This is a genomic window from Porphyromonas somerae DSM 23386 (assembly GCF_000372405.1).
Classification (GTDB): domain Bacteria; phylum Bacteroidota; class Bacteroidia; order Bacteroidales; family Porphyromonadaceae; genus Porphyromonas_A; species Porphyromonas_A somerae.
This window is the reverse complement of record NZ_AQVC01000006.1, coordinates 1-18,781: the sequence shown is the minus strand read 5'-3', so window position 1 is coordinate 18,781 and position 18,781 is coordinate 1. Positions and strand designations below refer to the sequence as shown.

At 47.4% G+C, this 18,781-nt stretch carries 13 protein-coding genes; 7 read left to right on the top strand and 6 right to left on the bottom strand.

What is annotated here, in order from left to right; all coding sequences use genetic code 11:
• Positions 1 to 11: 11 nt before the first annotated feature.
• The 4 genes from A3GK_RS0101775 to tnpA form a co-directional block, all read right to left on the bottom strand.
• Positions 12 to 2,831 (bottom strand): fimbria major subunit, encoded by a 2,820-nt coding sequence (locus A3GK_RS0101775; RefSeq protein ID WP_018027816.1) that lies wholly within the window; start codon positions 2,829 to 2,831, stop codon positions 12 to 14.
• A gap of 12 nt (positions 2,832 to 2,843) precedes the next feature.
• On the bottom strand, positions 2,844 to 5,753 hold the full coding sequence (locus A3GK_RS0101770) for a fimbria major subunit (RefSeq protein ID WP_018027815.1): 2,910 nt from the start codon (positions 5,751 to 5,753) through the stop codon (positions 2,844 to 2,846).
• 113 nt (positions 5,754 to 5,866) lie between these two features.
• Positions 5,867 to 7,444: an Mfa1 family fimbria major subunit gene (locus A3GK_RS0101765; protein ID WP_018027814.1), complete on the bottom strand. Its 1,578-nt coding sequence runs from the start codon at positions 7,442 to 7,444 to the stop codon at positions 5,867 to 5,869.
• A gap of 400 nt (positions 7,445 to 7,844) precedes the next feature.
• The gene (tnpA, locus tag A3GK_RS0101755) at positions 7,845 to 8,288 is read right to left on the bottom strand and encodes an IS200/IS605 family transposase (RefSeq protein WP_018027812.1); all 444 of its coding nucleotides are present in this window, start codon (positions 8,286 to 8,288) and stop codon (positions 7,845 to 7,847) included.
• Positions 8,289 to 9,616: 1,328 nt separating this feature from the next.
• Between tnpA and A3GK_RS0101750 the strand changes: the two genes are divergently transcribed.
• The 5 genes from A3GK_RS0101750 to A3GK_RS0101730 all read left to right on the top strand — a co-directional run bounded on the left by A3GK_RS0101750 (position 9,617) and on the right by A3GK_RS0101730 (position 13,110).
• Positions 9,617 to 9,934, top strand: coding sequence for a helix-turn-helix domain-containing protein (locus A3GK_RS0101750; RefSeq protein ID WP_018027811.1), 318 nt, complete (start codon positions 9,617 to 9,619; stop codon positions 9,932 to 9,934).
• A gap of 5 nt (positions 9,935 to 9,939) precedes the next feature.
• Positions 9,940 to 11,193, top strand: coding sequence for a type II toxin-antitoxin system HipA family toxin (locus tag A3GK_RS0101745; RefSeq protein ID WP_026161648.1), 1,254 nt, complete (start codon positions 9,940 to 9,942; stop codon positions 11,191 to 11,193).
• Positions 11,194 to 11,369: 176 nt separating this feature from the next.
• On the top strand, positions 11,370 to 12,371 hold the full coding sequence (locus tag A3GK_RS0101740; RefSeq protein ID WP_018027809.1) for a helix-turn-helix transcriptional regulator: 1,002 nt from the start codon (positions 11,370 to 11,372) through the stop codon (positions 12,369 to 12,371).
• A 36-nt stretch (positions 12,372 to 12,407) separates the two neighbouring features.
• Positions 12,408 to 12,533 carry a hypothetical protein gene (locus A3GK_RS11725; protein ID WP_018027808.1) on the top strand — a complete coding sequence of 42 codons (126 nt, stop codon included), beginning with the start codon at positions 12,408 to 12,410 and terminating at the stop codon, positions 12,531 to 12,533.
• Positions 12,526 to 13,110, top strand: coding sequence for a hypothetical protein (locus A3GK_RS0101730; protein WP_018027807.1), 585 nt, complete (start codon positions 12,526 to 12,528; stop codon positions 13,108 to 13,110). The genes A3GK_RS11725 and A3GK_RS0101730 overlap by 8 nt, the downstream gene beginning before the upstream one ends.
• 383 nt (positions 13,111 to 13,493) lie before the next feature.
• On the opposite strand, the gene A3GK_RS0101725 is transcribed toward A3GK_RS0101730, so the two are convergent.
• Together A3GK_RS0101725 and A3GK_RS0101720 are read right to left on the bottom strand one after the other, a co-directional pair.
• Positions 13,494 to 13,949 carry a hypothetical protein gene (locus tag A3GK_RS0101725; RefSeq protein ID WP_018027806.1) on the bottom strand — a complete coding sequence of 152 codons (456 nt, stop codon included), beginning with the start codon at positions 13,947 to 13,949 and terminating at the stop codon, positions 13,494 to 13,496.
• Positions 13,939 to 16,146 carry a peptidase domain-containing ABC transporter gene (locus A3GK_RS0101720; protein WP_018027805.1) on the bottom strand — a complete coding sequence of 736 codons (2,208 nt, stop codon included), beginning with the start codon at positions 16,144 to 16,146 and terminating at the stop codon, positions 13,939 to 13,941. The genes A3GK_RS0101725 and A3GK_RS0101720 overlap by 11 nt, the downstream gene beginning before the upstream one ends.
• Before the next feature lie 251 nt (positions 16,147 to 16,397).
• On the opposite strand from A3GK_RS0101720, the gene metK reads away from it, so the two are divergent.
• Both metK and A3GK_RS0101710 read left to right on the top strand, forming a co-directional pair.
• Positions 16,398 to 17,681, top strand: coding sequence for a methionine adenosyltransferase (metK, locus tag A3GK_RS0101715; protein ID WP_018027804.1), 1,284 nt, complete (start codon positions 16,398 to 16,400; stop codon positions 17,679 to 17,681).
• Between the two features lie 463 nt (positions 17,682 to 18,144).
• On the top strand, positions 18,145 to 18,781 hold a 637-nt coding region (locus A3GK_RS0101710), incomplete at its 3' end, for an IS256 family transposase (protein WP_018027803.1).

The following is an 18,781-nucleotide window of genomic DNA, read 5'->3' as shown; positions in this document are numbered from 1 at the left end:
TCTAATAGTGATTAGAATTGTTTTTTAAAGCTATGTATCCCCCATCCGACATTATTCACCTGTACACCCATATATGGGCTCTCAATAGGCAGATACTCATCCTTCGATGGCACCTTCTCATCGGGGTCGATATTATGCAGGAAGCTGAAGCGTGGGTCGTCAGGCTTCTTCACAAAGGGGATCCCCGATAGCCCCATCTTCGTGAAGCCGGTGATGTGCATGTGGTAGATATTATTACGCAATACTGGTGATGAGTACCAGGTGCGGTTGTCATTGGTGCTAGGGTTCACCCAAGCGTAGTAGACCATCAGCAGGCGAGTTTGTAACATTTGATTTTCATTGTATCTTGTTTCGCTTGCTGTATCTGTTCCACGGTATCGGGTCAGAATTTCGTAGTTGACCACCTTGTCCTTGTGCTTAGCGGTGTACTCCTCTACGTAGCCAAGACGAAGGTCAATATAATCATACTTCCTGGCACCTTGTTTGAAGGCGGGAACCAAGTCGGGAGCTACCCTACCATAGAGGTAGAAGTCCATAGCTCGCTGCTCATCAGCAGGGAGCGTCTCCGCCTTAATCTTACCATTCAACACCTCGCTGAACTTATCCAGCAAAGTTTGTGACGCTACTGGTATCGCTACCCCTGCCGGGATGGCATTGGTAATATTGGTATACCAGTCGTCAGTAGTCTTTAACTTATGGTTACCGCCACGTTTGTCCGCAGGGATGTCGTGGTAATTGAGGTAAAACTTCTGCGTATCCAGAGAGTAGTAGATACGGTTGATGCCATGGGCGTAGGTGATAGGAGTAATATCATCTCCATCATCATACGTCACACCAGCCACTTCAATTTTGTCAGCCTCTTCTGTAAGCCTTTCTATTTCCTTATCAATGCTAGCTATCTTTTTCTTCGCCTCAGCGATCTTAGCTTCTGTAGTGGTCACCTGATTTTCCGCTGCAATGTGTTTGCTGTAGCCATCAGAATCTTTTTTAGCATCATAGTAATCTTTACGTAACTTATTGACTAGTGCTTGAGCTTTTTCTAGTTCTTTCTTATAAGCTGCTTTTCGGTTTCTACCCGTTGCCGCATTGTACTTTTCTTGCCATTCATCCCGATTATTCAGTGCCTTAGTATACTCTGCGGCTTTGCCCCAGTTCTTAGAATCTTTAATTGACGATTCAAAATTCGCTAATTCTTCTTTTTCTAGAACTAGTTGTTGCTCAAGTGCTAACGAGTCTCTTCTTGCTTGTTCAGCACTAGCTTTCACTTCTGCAATCTTCTTCTGAAGATCTTCCTCTCTCTTCTTTCTCCCTGAGAGGGCACTCTCATCCCATGGGAGGCTCTTGATAGCGAAGGAGGCGATGACGGCAAAGAAAGGGGTATTCCCCTTGCGGTAGCCACTATCCTCTCCGGCACCCCATGGGTGGGTGGTCTCGGTCAGGTAACAACCACCCCATCGTACACTCGGAGTCTCATAAGGAAATTTAAAGCCAGTTTTATTGTATGATGCGTCATCTTCCACCTTTCCTGGCACTAATAGCACCTTTTGACGTAAGAGATTTGGTATCGCATTATCTGTGCTAGGGGGCATTACCATGCTTTTATTCACAGGAATAGAATTGCGGAAGAAACGCTCATCCTCGAGTGTAATGGGGTCAAAATTCTCCTCCCCGTATGGATGATAGGTGTTAAAGTTAATCAAGTCGGTGGGGGTAAGATCGTCATAAGAGGGACTCTTGGTATTCTTGATATTGAACCACTCACTATCGGAACGCTCGGCAATAGGGTAGAAGGTCGGCTCAAAATTGAGCACCTGATAGTAGATGCCCTTCAGTTCCATCTTCTCCTTTTCGGGGTCGCCCTTAAGCCCATCCCCGATGATCTTCTCATCCCACGACACCACGGCTTGAGCGAGTACCCTGCGGACACTGACTACAGCCAAGTTCGTGCGACTATTGGCTACTTCGCTTTTTGACACATTATCTGTAACGGCAAAGTCCTCCTTTATGCCAGAGCACATAATGTGGTCTGCATATTTGACAAAATCACAACTACCTTTAGCTGGTTCTGAATTAAAATCAAAGGCACGATTGTCAAAGGATTTTATTTTGTCAGTGCTAAAGCCTGTTAAGGGTTCAGTTGTATACTCGTAAGAGTTTTCATTAAGACCCTTATAAATGACCTTCTTGGCGATGTTGGGGTCGGGGCGGAAGCCTCCGAGCTTGGGGGCATCGGCTGTCGTCGTATAGGTCATACCGGCCTCTCCTTGAAAAGGAATTGGCTTCTTGATCGCCTCCAAAAAGCTAGCCTTGCTGGAGAGCGTTTGCTTTAGATACTCAACATACTGAGCTGGGGGATTGAGGAAGGCATAGATGGTCTTCTTCCCTGGTGAGGTTTGCCATGGAGTCAGTGTCAGTACGTTATTTTCCCACTTTTGTACGTTGGGGTCCAATACCGCTTTATTGGTCACTTGACCCCATGTTTGCCAGTCTTTACTATACTCAGCAGGAGAGATGATAATCTTATTGCTGGAGATGCAATGGACTTCGTCGCGATCCTCGGAGATAACGAATACGGCGAAGGAGGTGATGTCGTCGGTGCCTGCCCAAGCGCCTTGATAGTTGTAGTCTTGGTCCTCTGAAAAGCTACTGCCACCGCCGGTGCGGAGGTTGAGCGACATATAGGTGGAGCCGTAGGAGGGGGTTACCCCTTTTTGCTCCTCATCAGGAGTGTCTATTACAAACCGCTCCTTCTGGCAGCTACTGGCTCCTACGAGGAGCAATGCCACCATCAAGAGGCTAAATAGGTTATGTCTGTATATCTTAGTCATCATCTTTATCTCTGATCAGAATTTCATCAAATAGCTCGACTTAAGCGCCGACGTCTGGGCTGGCTGTCCTGTGCCACCTGCTTGTGGAAGGGGTACGCCTTTGGCTGGCACCGCCTCATCTGGATCAAACTTGTGTAGGAATCTGTACTTTGACCCATTAGGTTGCTCTGGTACAAATGGGATCGCTGATAGCCCCATCTTGGTGAAGCCCATAATGTGCATATGGTAGATATTGTTTCGCAATACAGGCGAAGCGTAGCTGTTGCTTGGGTCACCTGTATTTGGGTTGATCCAAGCGTAGTAGACCATCAGCAGGCGAGGGTGACCGATCCTTATGTATCTACCTTTTGCTGCAGGTTGCTCTTCTCGTGTCCTAAGATAGCTTTCGTAATTGACCACTTGGTCCTTGTTTTTAGCGGTGTACCACTCTATGAAGCCAGCACGAAGGTCTATCTGCTCAATGCCTTTATGTTTGCTATCAAATGTATTCATCACAAAAGGTGCTACTCTTCCATAGAGGTATAGATCCATAGAGCGCATCTCTATTGGAGATAAGTCCTTCGTCGTGATGATTCCATTCAGCAGATCACTCAGCTTGTCTAATAGCTTCTGTGTAGGAGGCAATACGGCTCTATACTCTATAACTCCGTTCTCCTTAGTCGGAAGCTTCCATCCCTTTGCTTCAATAGCAGCTTGGAGCTCCTGAAGCCAAGAGTCGGTGGTACTGAGATGATGCTCCACACCAAATCGATTACCCTTTGGGATGTCGTGGTAGTCGAAATAGAATTTTCCATCTGCTTGGGAGTAATACAACCTATTGATGCCACGCTCAAAGAGGATAGGGGATAATTTGTCATTCGTAGGATAACTCATTGGGCTAAATTCGTCCTTCCAAAGTTCCTCCTTCTCTCCTTCTAGGTTTTTAATATCGAAGTTGAGTTTGAAGCACTTTATTTTAGCTTTTACTATATCTTCCTTTCTACTTTCAGTTAGGTACGCTTGCCACTTAGTGTCAAATACAGCTGCATTAGCAGTACCTATGCCTCTTTTAATGGTGGTGATATAACGCTTAACGGTACTAGTAGGAAAATTACGCAGAAGACGTTCACTTGTTGCAATTCCTTTATTGTATTTATCCATGGCTACCTTTAAGTCTTCCCAGGCCTTATCTCCTGGTGGATATGGCTTGCCTTTATTTACCATAGGTAGAGGATCTACGAAATCTATAAGGTCCTTTTGTTTCGCCTTTACCGGCCCTAGTTTAGACTCCAATTCAGCTTGTGCAATTTCTAATTGTTGCTTAATAGGATTAATCCGACTATCTAGTTCCACAACTTTTTGCAACTTGTTAAACTCTTGTTGCTTATTGCTATCTAGGAGGTTATACGCTTCCTCTATATTTTCCGCCCAAGGCAGGGACGCACCATCAAATGAAGCGATGACAGCAAAGAAAGGAGTGTTGGAAGTCTTGTAGCCACTTGTCCCATCTTCTGCCCACTTGTGTGTGGTCTCTGTTACATAGCAACTCCCCCAAAAGGTGGTAGTTGCTACTGGTTTATTACGTGCGTCTCCAGGATCTGGTGGGTTACTTCCATCCATCAAAAAAGAAGGACCCTGTCCTGCATTAGGCTTTAATTGTACTTGTCTTAAAAGCTTTTGAGCATATTGTGGGTCAGTAACTTTCAAATCACCTTCATAAAAGATGTGTGCTGAATGGAAGAAGCGCTCACTGGCAAATGTGTAGGGGTTGAACTCTTCAGTCTCGCCATTGATCTTTACGGTCGGGGTGTAGGTGCTAAAGTTGATTAACGTAGCTCCGTCGGTAGAGGAGTAGAGTGGGGACTTGGTGTTGCCATTGCCAGGCCATTCCCCTTCAGTTACTGTCTGAGCAACGGGGTAAAAAGAGGGCTCAAAGTTGAGTGCTTGGAAGGTAACAGACATCAGTCGCATACCCTTTACGCAAGGATTAAGAAGTGCCGAAGCATCGGTGCTTACAATAGCCTGTGCCAATGCTCTACGGGTATAGACTTGCACTAGGTTACGCTTGTCATTCACTACAGACTCCTTTGAGATGTTATCTTCAGGTAGGAAACTCCTTACCCCTGTGGAAAGAATACGATCTGCATACTTGTAAAAACTAAAGTTATGTGGCTTTTGAGTTAGGAAGTCTAATTTACTTACTTGATAGAATGGATCTAATGCGAATTCGGCATTCTTCCTTATCTCTCCTTCGGTTCCGAAAGAGGGAATGTCTTCAAGTTTAAAAGACGTCATTATATCGTCACCATATCCATCTTTGCCTAGTCCTATATAAAGTCGTTTTGTGGCGATAAGGGTATCGGGGTGGAATGCATCCATACCTGTGGGTTCGCCATCGTAGGTAACCCCTTGTGCTCCTTGGAAAGGTATTGGCTCCTTAAGTAGGTTCTCAAACTTAACCTTATTATCTAGTTCCGACTCAAGCTTCTTTAGATACGCCACAGGGGGGTTGAAAAAGGCGTAGACCTTTTTATTGACAGGATTGGTCTTGAAGGGCTTGAGGAGTAGCTCTTGCTTCGCGGGATCCCAGTTCTCTACAACTTCAGTGTCGGTCACTTTACGGGCGATACATTTTACCTCGGGGCTATCCTCGGAAATAATGTAGACGGCGAAGTTCTCAATGATGTCATCGCCCTGCCAAGTGACTTGGTAGTTGCCACCGGTCTGGTCCTCGGTCTGCTGGCTTGATGCCGGTGGATTGGAGCCACGTAGGGCGAGGGACATATAGGTGCTGCCCTCATCAAACTCTGCCGTGTGGCGGTAGCCGAGATCCTCTTCGGGGACGAAACGCTCCTTCTGGCAGCCGGTGAGGCTAAGGAGCAGTGCTAGTAGCACGCCGCTCAGGGTGGCTAGCTTTTGATTGATGGATCTGCTTATATTCGTCATATTTATTCTCTGCGTCTGTTGTTGTTTCTTTTCCCTCTCTCTTAGTGGCAGAAGGTGCGGTCAGGCACCTCCTGCCTGTGGGGTTTAAGTGTCAAGTACCCCTAGGACTTTATTTAGAACTCCTGGTCATAAGAGTGTACACCCCAGTTAACCACGTTGATCTGTACTGCCATGTAGGTATCAACTGGATAAAGGGTCTCCTTTGGATCTGGAGTCTTATCATCTGGATCCTTTGGATCGTCACCATTTGGATTGAATGGGTTACCAGAGTAACCGAGCTTCTTAATTGCACTAATATTTACGTGGTAGATATTATTGCGAAGCACTGGAGAATTAACTGGTTCTGTAATGACATCTGGGTTGAGCCAAGCTACGTAGTAGCAGATACCACCAGTGTACTTGATTACGTTGTCAGGTGTATTTAATTGATCGCTTTCAGGAACTGCTTCAACCTTATTGGCAGTCTTAGCAGCCTCTAGTTCCTTGTAGAACTTGTGATCCTTGACACCGAAGTAGAGATCTGCACCATCCTTAGCTTCCTCACCCTCAGCCCAATTCTTTGGAGTGATCTCTGCAGATACGATGACGTAAGCAGTGTTGCCCTTGCGGTAACCAGTCTTAAGTGCAGCGGTAGTATCCTCAATCTTCTTACCAAGTTGGTGAGTAGTCTCAGTGATGAACTTCATAGGAGTAGCTACGATCGCAGTAACATTAGCCTTGTCGTCTCCACTACGAGTGAATTGCTTAACCTCTGCGCCATTAAACTTGCGATATGCGTACTTGTCAGCTGCATTGTCTGTGCCAGTGGTGTAGTTGGCATCAGTCGTAATGAATTCAAAAGAAGGAGTCTTGCAGAAGGCAACCTTAAGAGCGTCCTTACCATCCGCTGTTGGCATTGGTGTTAGATAAGACTTCTGCTCAAACTGCATTACGTCCCACTTGAAGTTGCCAAGGGTTGCAAGGGTAGTCTCAGCACCCTTGAAAGTCTCATTGATCTCGTAAGTAGTAGCGGTACTAGTTACAGCAGCTTGACCTACAAGACGGCGAACAGTTACTGTAGCACAGTTCTTGGCACCAGTCTTAGCTTCATTTTCCTTCACACCTGCAACCACTGTAAGATTTTCAGGCTTTACAGTATTCATCGCGATGATGTCGTCGGTGCCGTCAAACTTGGCATAAGCTTCATCTACTGCACCATTCTTCACGAGAGTATAGGTAGCTTTGTTGGCAGCTTCAAAGGAAGCTTTATCAGTAGCTGCATCAAGAGCTGTCTCAATGGCGGTACCAGCGATGTTGGTATAAACATAAACGATCTTGTCACCAGGAGTGGTCTTCCACGCCTCAGTGCGGTAGTCCCTAGTGTCAGGGTTGCCGTCGGGGTCTGTGTTGAAGTTATCAGTGTTGTCAAACTTCTTCACTTCAATGCTATAGTCAAGGGCATTGATCATGTAGATGTTTACATTCTCAATCTTGTCACGACCCATGTACTCACCGATGGAGTTGAAGTCGATATCCTCTTTTGCTGCACGAGCAGTAGAGTTAGGGTTGGCTGTAGAGAAGGTGACAGAGATGTAGGTGTCACCGGTGCTCTGACCCTCAGGGGTGAGGTCGTTGCTGGCCTGCTTGTTACAAGCCACGAGACCTCCCATAAATAGGGGGGCGAGCAGTGCTAGAAAAAATTTCTTACTCATTTTCAAATTAGTTTTGTTGTATAAAAATTGCATTCTCATTACTATTTCAACATTCTTAATGTATCAATACGATACACTATTTCCGAGCAAAGGTACGTAATATATTTGAGCTTTACTAAAAAAATACTGCTTTTTTGATAATGTACCCCTGATTTCATAGGATAAATCGGATAAGCAAATGCCCTTTTTCGAGGTTGCCTCATCGGATAGATCGGATGGGTAAGGACCTCCGCGAGGAGGTCCGATTTCGGGAGTGCCTCATTAGGTGTGTCGGACAGGAAAGGACCTCCGCGAGGAGGTCCGATTTGTCGTAGCCCCCACGTCGGAGGGGCGTCAGCCCCGAACGACTGGGGGTTTATGGCGGGCCGATAATATTCGACCCCTTGCGGGTCGGACAACATTATCTGAATATTTCCCTTATCTCTTCTCCAAATATCAACACCATTTCTTCTTCAAAGGGGATCGCCGTATGGTGCTGTTTTTGATCGGAAATATATTGTTTGACAGACCCAATATCTTTTTTGCTAACGGTGCTGGCGAAGTAACCCTCTTGCCATGAAAATGCCCCATTCAAGCCGAGTGTTGTATTAATGTACTTGTTGGTTGACTTCTTAAACTCACGAATAAAATTAGAAAGGTTGAAGTCGCCACTATAGACGGAAATAAGTAGGTGAATATGGTCGCTCATACCATTGACCCTAATGATTGATACCTTATGTGGAATGGAGCAACCTGTAATGTAGGGGTATAATTTGGCTTCTATTTCTGGGTGAATAGTACGTTGCCTATTCTTGGTTGAAAAGACTAGGTGATAATAGAGGGCTAAATAATTATTGTCTGCCATTATAGTTTATTCATGATTATTGCTTGTAATACAAATCTACCAATTTGTATTGAATGTTGGTGCGGTTGTCCGACCCACAAGGGGTCGTGGGGTGGCGGGGGTGTCGCGGATTCCCCTAGTCATCGGCTCTTCGAGCCTTGACTAGGGGCTACGACAAATCGGACCTCTGCCGAGGTCCTTTATCGGGAGTGCCTCATTAGGTGGGTCTGATGGGAAAGGACCTCCACGAGGAGGTCCGATTTGTCGTAGCCCCCCACGTCGGAGGGGCGTCAGCCCCGAACGACTGGGGGTTTATGGCGGGCCGATAATATTCGACCCCTTGCGGGTCGGACTACCCATCCTTTAATCCTGGAATAGGTTGTCCGATCCGCAGGGGGTCGTGGGGGAGGGGGTGTCGCGGATTCCCCTAGTCATCGGCTATTCGAGCCTTGACTAGAGGCTACGACAAATCGGACCTCTCCGAGGTCCTTTATCGGGAGTGCCTCATTAGGTGGGTCGGATGGAAAAGGACCTCCGCGAGGAGGTCCGATTTGTCGTAGCCCCCACGTCGGAGGGGCGTCAGCCCCGAACGACTGGGGGTTCATGGCGGGCCGATAATAATCGACCCCTTGCGGGTCGGACCACCCATCCTTTAATCCTGGAAAAGGTTGTCCGACCCACAAGGGGTCGTGGGGTGGGTTGTCGTGATTCCCCCTAGTCATCGGCTCTTTGAGCCTCGACTAGGGGCTACGACAAATCGGACCTCTGCGAGGTCCTTTTTTGGGGTGCCTCTATCACATAAGGAGAGGGGAAAATCTGATGTTTGTATCATGCTATCAATCAGTAGATTATGAAGGCGAAAACTGAGATGCAACTAAGCATTTGCTTTGTTGCATCTCGGCAATTGCTTAGTTGCAACTCGCCGATCGCTTAGTTGCAACTCGGCAAATCGCCTGCTTCAACGTCCTTTTTTATGGTGCCTATCGGACAAGTCGGACGGGTCAGACAAGTCGGACAAGTCGGACGCTTGGGTCAATGGTAAGGACCCCGGCTGAGGGGTTCCTATTAAATAGGCACAGGTCAAAGGGGCGTCAGCCCCGCATGACCTGTGTACCGTGGATGCCCAATACCCCCTATGACCCCGGCTGAGGGGTCAGACCTAGATGGGGTTTGTCCGACCCCTCGGCCGGGGGCGTGAGGAGGGGGCGGTGGTGACTTCCTATACACAGGTCTTCGGGCTTCGAGCCTCGACCTGTGGCTATTTAGATCGGATCTCTGCGAGGTCCTGTTATATATCATTAAATATAGATATTGTGTATATTTGCATATTATATGATAGGTTAAGTAGTATGGCAAAGAATACGATGGGGACGAAGTTGCCCCGTAAACTAGAGCAGAAGATGCAGATTGTAGGCGAACAGATTAAGCTGGCACGGCTAAGACGAAATCTTACCATTGCACAGGTGGCAGAGCGAGCAACCTGTTCGCCTCTTACTGTTTCACGGATAGAGAAGGGGACTCCTACCGTGGCGATTGGTATTTACCTTAGGGTGCTGTATGCCCTTCAACTTGAAGATGACATCCTTTGGTTGGCCAAAGAGGATGAACTCGGTCGCCGTCTACAAGACCTGAGTATGGTGGATAGACAACGTGCTTCAAAGAAATAATGCTCATGAAAAGTTTGCTGGTATATGCTGATTTTGATTGGCTTGATGAGGTTAGGATGGTCGGAGAATTGTCTTACGAATCGATTCGAGGGTCTGATAGCTATGGTTTCTCATTTGATAAAGAGTGGCTTCGGGATTATGGTAGTCTCTATTTGAGTGCTGACCTTAAGCCGTTTATTGGTATGCAGTACACTGAGGAGGGTAAAGAGATTTTTGGTTGCTTTTCAGACGCACTGCCAGATCGCTGGGGAAGGATGCTTTTTATGCGTAGGGAGCAAATCCAAGCGATGGAAGAACAAAGACCTCTCCATCGTATTACCTCGTTTGATTATCTCCTTGGTATTGATGACTTTTCTCGTATGGGTGGCTTTAGATTTAAGGAGGTAGCTGATGGGGAATTTATCAACAGTAGTCCGTTTTTGAGGGTGCCTCCTTTGACTGATTTAAGGACTTTGGAAGCGGCGAGCCAGGAAATAGAACAAAGCGAGGAGGCGAGCGAATTGCCAGATAAGAAGTGGTTGACACAACTATTGCAACCTGGCTCCTCGCTTGGTGGAGCTAGGCCAAAGGCTAATGTGGTAGATACTGATGGAACCTTATACATCGCTAAGTTTCCATCTAGGAAGGATGATTATGATGCAGGGTTGTGGGAGCACTTTTGTCACTTATTGGCAAAAGAGGCTGGTATTGATGCGGCTGATACGAAGGTGTTAACTACAGAGACTCCATATCATACTCTATTATCACGTAGATTTGATAGGGTGGAAGGGAATAAGCGTATTCATTTTGCATCGGCAATGACTTTGCTAGGGTTGAGTGATGGAGACAATGCATCTAATGGTTTTGGTTACCTAGATATTGTTGATTTTATTATCCAGCATTGTACCGATGTGCAAGCGAATCTACAAGAACTATATAGAAGGGTGGCCTTTAATATCTGTATTGGTAATAGTGATGACCACTTTCGTAACCATGGTTTTTTATTGACCGCTAAAGGATGGACTTTGTCTCCTGCTTACGATATGAACCCTACGCTTAATCCATATCAAAGTCTTCTCATCAACTCCAATACGTGTGAAGCTAACTTGCACTTTTTGGCAGATGCATCTGAGGAGTATATGCTTGAGAAGGAGGTTGCTCAGCGGATTATTGATGAGGTTACGGAGACTATGAGGAGGTGGAGACAACTCGCCAATAAGCTAGGTATCCCCAGCCGTGAGGTGCTTAGCTTTGCTACCCGCTTTGACAGGGCTTTTTGACGTTGCCTTATAGGGCGGGTCAGACGAAAACCTCGCAGAGGTTTTTGGATGAGAAGGCTACTCCTTTTTTGGGGGGTAAATGTTAAATGTGGGGTGGGTGGTAGGGTACTGCGGAGATGTTGCAGTATCATTGGGTATATTTGCCTATGAATCGTTAATGAGTAGTGATCGATTTTATGGCGAGAAGTAATAGTGGTACAGGTCGTACAAGTATAGCACGACTACTGAGGAGATATCTATGGCTATATGATACGTTGGCTCGCTCACGTGGATTGACACGTGAGGAGATCTCTCTGCAGTGGGAGAAGTCGCCTCTTAATGAGTTGGGCGAACCGCTGTCGGAGCGGACTTTCCATGAGCATAAGAATGCGGTGATGGAGCTCTTTGAAGTGGAGATTAGCTGCAATAAAAAGGCGGGGAATAGATATACGATTGATACTAACTCTATTCGTGGTCAGAAGAAAATCAATCAATGGCTATTGGATAACTTTACCTTTAATACTCTTTTTCATCAATATCAGAATATCCATGATCGGGTGATTTTTGAGGAGGTGCCTAGCTATGATTCGGTTTATCTATTTGAGTTGCTAGACGCGATTCAGCAGAATCGTCAGATAGAGATTGAATATCAGAGTTTTGCACTTGGTGGTTCAGCTACTCTAAGGCTCTATCCCTTTGCCCTTCGGCTATTTAAGCAGCGGTGGTATCTTATTGCGAAGGAGGTGAAGGAGTCTGACCTATCGCCTTTTGGTTGCTACGATGAGGAGGGGATAGATCTCTCTACGGGGCTTAAGATCTATGGTTTGGATCGTTTGCATGGACTGACGCTCTTGGAGGAGACTTTTGAGTATCCTAAGGACTTTAATATGGAGTCGCTCTTTGAGGATTGCTATGGGATCATACTTGGCGATGACCCCTTCGAGTATATCACGATTAGGGCGACAAGGAAGCAGGCCAATTATATTCGGACCCTTCCGCTGCATCATTCGCAGAAGGAGTACCCCTGTAAGGAGGATGGTAACTACGTTATTTTTAAGTACAAGCTCCGCCCTACCTTTGACCTCTTTCAGACCTTTCTATCAATGGGTGGTACGATTGAGGTGCTGGAGCCGGAGTGGGTACGCAAGGAGTTTGTGAAATGGGTCGATGACTTGTATCACCTATATAATGAGGAGTAGTAACTATAATGTATAACTTTTAAAACAAGAACTATTATGAGCGAGAACAAGGAAAAAGACTGGAAGGACACTGCAGAGACTGTACTTAAAACCATCGGTACCATTGCTTCAGTTGGTGTGAGTATCTTAGTTGCCTTGGGTGGAGGTAAGAAGAATGGGTGACGTGAAGTTTCTACCGAGGGTAGGGAGGAGCTATACTCGCTCCAGATGGGGCAAGCGTGTGATGGTGCTGGGGGAGAGTCACTATTGTGACAACCCTAGCGACGCAACTCCCAACATCACCACGAAGGTGTTTGAGTGGCAGTTTGACCGCTCTTGCGACTTTGAGGGGTGGATGAATACCTACACAAAGTTTGCAAGTGCTCTAAGTGGGCATCAGGAGGACCGCTTCTCTTCGGAAGCAGTGTGGGATGAAGTACTCTACTACAACTTTGTCCAACAACCTCTTACTGGCCCTCGTACTGCACCTACAAAGGAGATGTTGGTGGCTTCGGAGGCTGCTTTCATAGAGGTGCTGGAGGAGTATCAGCCCGATGTGGTACTGGTATGGGGTCGAAGCCGACTTTATGACCATCTGCCCGAAGCTGGTCATCAAGGAGCTGACTGCTGTGGAGTGGAGACGTGGATTTACCCTTTGCGGAATGGCCATGAGGTGCGGGTATTGCCTGTGCAGCACCCTGCCTCGGGTTTCTCTCCAAGTGAGTGGCACCAGGTGATTGCTGCCCTACTAAAGGAGTAGCCACCTTATTGGACGGGGAGGGTGCTCTTTTTTTGAGGTGCCTATCGGACAAGTCGGACGGGTCAGACAAGTCGGATAGGTCGGACGCTTGGGTCAATGGTAAGGACCCCGGCTGAGGGGTCCGTGTTAAATAGGCACAGGTCAAAGGGGCGTTAGCCCCGCATGACCTGTGTACAGATAGGCGGTCTATATCCATGACCCCGGCTGAGGGGTCAGACCTAGAGATAGGGTTTGTCCGACCCCTCGGCCAGGGTCGTGGGGTGTGGTGGTCTCCTATACACAGGTCTTCGGGCTTCGCCCTCGACCTGTGCCTATTTAGCACGGACCTCTGCCGAGGTCCTTTTTCGGTGGGTGCTCGAACGTCCTGTGTATTGCTTTGGGGATCAATTGGCGATGAATAGGGAGTATAGTTTTTGGGTGAAGCTGGTGGGGGTAACGTGGAGGGTGGCGGTAAGTTCTTGGACGTGGAGAAATGTGGTGTCTGTGGGTGCTATCAGGCAATTAGCTTGGTATGTATTGATGCTGTCTACTTGAGTGATGCTGAGAAGTGTGGCGTTGATAACTCTTTCATCTGCTCGTAGCTGAATGGGAATGCCGGAGGAGTGCATTAGGTGGTTAGGTAGCTCCTCTTGGAGCTCTAGTAGGAGTACTCCCTTGATACTGTCGTTGGAGGGGGTTAGATCGCTGAGCATAGCTGTACCAGTCATCTTCCTCTCGTAGGGTAGTAGGTAGGTGGTGACGATGATGCCGACCAGTGCGATAGCAATGAGTGAAAGCCCTACTATGGTAAGGCTAGAGGGCACTTTGCCTACAATATCTATCTCTTTATTACTTTTCATGGTTATGCTCCTTAAGAACTTGTCTGTAGTATTCGCCTTTTTTCTCCATGAGCTGTTGGTGGGTACCACGCTCTATTATCTGCCCCTTGCTGAGGTATATGATTTGATCGGCCTGCTGAATGGTGGCTAGTTGATGTGCGATCACAATGATCGTTTTGCCCCTAGTGTGGCGATAAATCTGCGCTATCAATTGGGTGGCTCTATCTTTATCAAGATGACTTGTAGCTTCGTCTAAAAGTAGTATGTCTGGCTCTTTGTAGAGCATCCTTGCGATGAGTATTCTCTGTTTTTGTCCCTCGCTAACTCCTTGCCCTTCTCCGCCTATGAGGGTATTGATGCCGTGAGGGAGCTGGGCGATCCAGTTCGAGAGGCCAACTAACTGGATCACTTCTTGTAGTCGTTTTTCATCGGGTAGGATATTGGTGGGCGCGATATTCTTTGCTACGGTGTCGGAGAATAGGTAGCCATCTTGCATCACTACGCCGCACTGACTACGCCACCACTCTAGGCAGTATTGATCTAGAGGGGTGGAGCCTAGTTTTACCTCCCCTAGTGAGGCTTGGTAATAGCCTAGAAGTAGCTTGAGGAGGGTGGTTTTGCCACTTCCACTTGGTCCTACGATGGCGGTAATCTTGCCGTGAGGTATGGTGAGTGAGATATCATGGAGAGTGTCTCTTGGACTATTGAGTAGATATTTGAAGGAGAGATGGCTGAGGTGGATATCGCTCTTTATTTGACCAGTGGGGAGGAGGGAGGTATCGCTATCCTCATCCTTATGGTGGTGAATCTTTTGGACTCTATCAAGGCTGATGCTGACATCTTGCCATGAGTAGATAAATCCAATGAGTTGCTCTACGGGGCTATTGAGTTGCCCAACGATGGACTGGATGGCTAGCATCATACCGAGTGTTAGATCTCCATTGATGACGGTTGTAGCGGAGATGATGGTGATGATGACGTTGCTGACCTCTCTAATGGCTGTGCAGCCAGCGGCCTGAGTTTGTTGGAGGTTGAGGCTTTTAAGATGGATTTTGAAGAGCCCTGCTTGAGCATGCTCCCACTCCCACCGCTTTGGCTCTTCGCACCCTTGTATTTTTATCTCTTGCATGCCATTGATGAGCTGGTAGGTGACGTTGCTATTTTCGCTCTCTTTTGCGAAGAGCTGATAATCCAGTTGCTTTCGCTTTTTGAGGAAAAGGGCTTTCCATACGACATAAACTACTGTCCCGGCCACGAAGATGAGGAAGATACCCCAATGATATAGGGCGAGGACGATGCTGAATAGTAGAAATGTGAAAAGGGAGTAGAGAAGGCTGATGGGACTATAGGTGAGGAAGTTTTGCACCCTCTGATTGTCTTCAATCCTTTGGAGGAGATCGCCTAATTGTCGCTGATCAAAGAAAGCGATGGGCAGTCTCATCAACTTGATGAAGAAGTCGGAGATGAGTGATATATTGAGTCGGCTAGCGATGTGAAGTAAGATGATATCTCGGTAGAGGTCTATAGCGGTGCGGCTGAATATCAGCATCAGTTGTGCGATGAGTATGAGCCATACAAAGCTGATCTGTCGCTGTCCGATACCATAGTCGACTACTGCCTGTGTGAGGAATGGAAATAGGAGCTGAAGTAGTGCTACAACCCAAAGGCCTAGCATAATCTGTATGAATAGGGAGCGGTATCGCTGTAGGTAGCTCCAGAGAAAGGTGAGTTTGCTTTGGGTGATCTTGGGTGATTGTAGCAATGGTGATGGCTCTAGTAGCAGTGCAGCACCAAGACCTCCTTTGCCCCAATGGGAGATGAAGTCGCTCTCGTCGTAGCATTGGTAGGCTTCTTTCGGGTTGGAGGGGTCAATGATATGGTATGTACGCTTTTTCCTCCACTTTTTAGTTACCTTCTCAAGTAGCACGAAGCCACCATTGCTCCACGGAATGATGCAGGGGAGCTGGGCTTGGGCGGCTAATTTCTCCTTTGAGATGTGACCTCCAACACTTCTCAGCCCTAGGCTTTCGGCATGCTTGGCGAGGGTGGTGAGGGTGCTTTGTGCATTCTGCTCAAAAAAGGATGAGGGTAGGGTGATGTGATAGTGGGTTGCCACCATAGCTAGGCATGCAAAACCGCTATCTCCATTGGTTGCGTATGAGGTGATCAATCGGCTCTTTTTCATATTGAACTTGATTGGAAGTCCAAAGTTAATCATTTTTAGAGGTTCATCTTGTGGCGGATGCCAACTATTTTGCTACCTTTGCCAAACAAAAGGAATTATTAATATTATCGCTAGATAGTCGTGGAGAGATTTGTGCTTGCTTGCAACCACGGTAAAAAATGCTAAATGAGTGACCCTGCCAGTCACTGTATCTTCTGACGGACTGGTTTTTGACACCCCTTTAGCTATCTGTGGAGAGTTCTTGCCTCGTCTATTTGGCCTTATATAAGACAGATGGTTTTATTATGAGTTATTTATTTACTTCAGAGTCGGTAAGTGAGGGACATCCTGACAAAGTGGCCGACCAAATTTCGGATGCAATCCTGGACCAGTTCCTCGCTTTTGATGAGGAGAGTAAGGTGGCGTGTGAAACCCTTGTGACCACTGGGCAGGTGATGATTTCGGGTGAGTTTTCATCGCAGGCTTATGTGGATATCCCTTCCGTGGTGAGAGGGGTGATCAATGATATTGGTTATAATAAGGCGGAGTATCTCTTTGATGGCAATTCGTGTGGTATCCTCACGGCGATTAAGGAGCAGAGCCCTGATATCCACCGTGGCGTGGTGCGTCAGGACCTTGCGGAGCAAGGTGCAGGTGACCAAGGAATGATGTTTGGGTATGCCACTAAGGAGAGTGACAACTATATGCCACTCCCTATTGAGCTATCTCACACGATCCTTCAGGAGCTCTCCCGTATCCGTAAGGAGGAGCCAGACTTGATGCCTTACCTTCGCCCCGATGCTAAGAGTCAGGTGACGCTAGAATACAACCTCGACCGCACCCCTGAGCGTGTGCATACGATTGTGGTGAGTACGCAGCACGATGACTTTGTGAAGCCTCATGCGGGGCTTTCGCAGGAGGAGGCGGATAGGATCATGCAGGAGCAGATCAGGCGGGATATTCACTCTATTTTGCTCCCTCGTGTGGTGGAAAAGTACTCACCAGAGGTGCAGAAGCTTTTTGATAATAAGGTGATTCTTCACGTCAATCCAACTGGTAAGTTTGTAATCGGTGGTCCCGCTGGTGATACGGGGCTAACGGGTCGTAAGATCATTGTGGATACCTATGGTGGTAAGTCGTCGCACGGTGGTGGAGCCTTTAGTGGAAAGGATAGTTCGAAGGTGGATAGATCGGCTGCCTATGCGGCACGTTTCCTCGCTAAGAACCTTGTGGCTGCTGGAGTGGCTGATGAAGTGAAGATACAGGTGGCTTATGCGATTGGTATTGCGGAGCCGGTAAGTCTCTTCGTGGATACCTATGGCCGTAGCAATGTGGGGTATAGTGACTCTGAGATTGCACGGAAGCTACTGGAGGTTTATGACCTTCGCCCTTACAGTATCGTGGAGTCGCTGAAGCTGAAGCACCCAATCTACAGGGAGACGTCGGCCTATGGTCACATGGGACGTACCCCTCGCAGTGTGGTGAAGCACTTCGATGACCCATACGGACAGGCTGTGGATAAGGAGGTGGAGCTCTTCACTTGGGAGCAGCTATCATTGGTAGGTGAGATAAAGAAGGCTTTCTTCTAAGAGACATAGCACGAGGGTGCTTTTTAGAGTGCTTTATCGGACGAGTCGGACGAGTCGGACGAGTCGGACAAGTCGGACGTGTCGGAGCACCCGCGAGGGTGCCACTCAGCTAGCCCCTGGTCGAGGCTCGCAGAGCCGATGACCAGCGGGATAAGTGACGGTCAATATAATTCGACCCTTGTGGTCGCACTTGGATAGGTTTGTGCGACTACAAGGGTCGTGTGTTGGGGTGGGTACCTCGTTTCCCGCCGGTCGTTCGGGGGCTTCTGCCCCCTCCGACGCGGGGGCTATCTGAATGGCACCCTGTCGGGTGCTCTTTTTGGGGGTGCCTTATCGGACAAGTCGGACAAGTCGGACGAGTCGGATGAGTCGGACGAACGATACTGTCCCAAAAAAGTGTGTAAGCCCCAATAATGCTATCTTTGTAAAGTTGTAAATTAATAACAAAGGAATAGACATTAGTATGAGACTTACACGAGTGCAAGTTAAGGAAATTCTTTCAAACTTTATAATTGAAGGGCAAGGAATTAAGGGATTGATGGAGCTGGTTGTAGAGATCGTGATGGAAGGGGAACGCGAACTTTACAAGGAAGATACCGGAGATGTTAGTAATGGCTACCGAGGTCGTCGTATTTTTGCGAGTGGTAATATGCTTGAGTTGCGAGTTCCTCGGACACGTCAGCGTGGTTTTATGCCCGTTATTTTAGGGGTATTAAAAGAGCAAGAGAAAGAGATGGGAGAAGTTGCGAGCTATCTCTATAGCTGTGGTAATACGATGAAGGACATCTCAGGTGTTTTTGAGCGTTTGTATGGCAAAAGTTATAGCACGAGCCAAGTTAAACGTCTTGCTCTCTCCACGCAGAAGGCTGTCCTAGAATGGCGTAAAAGGGCGCTTCCAAGTGAGCTGGAAGCACTTATGATTGACGCAACATACCTCCCAGTAAGGCGAGGAGATAGCGTTAGCAAGGAGGCGTTCTTTGTTGTAATGAGCTTGGATGCAGACGGTCGTAGAGATATCGTTGGAGTGTACAACAATCCCACAGAAGGAAGTGGNATTTGGAATGCTTTCTTTGAAGACTTAAAGTCTCGCGGACTAGAGA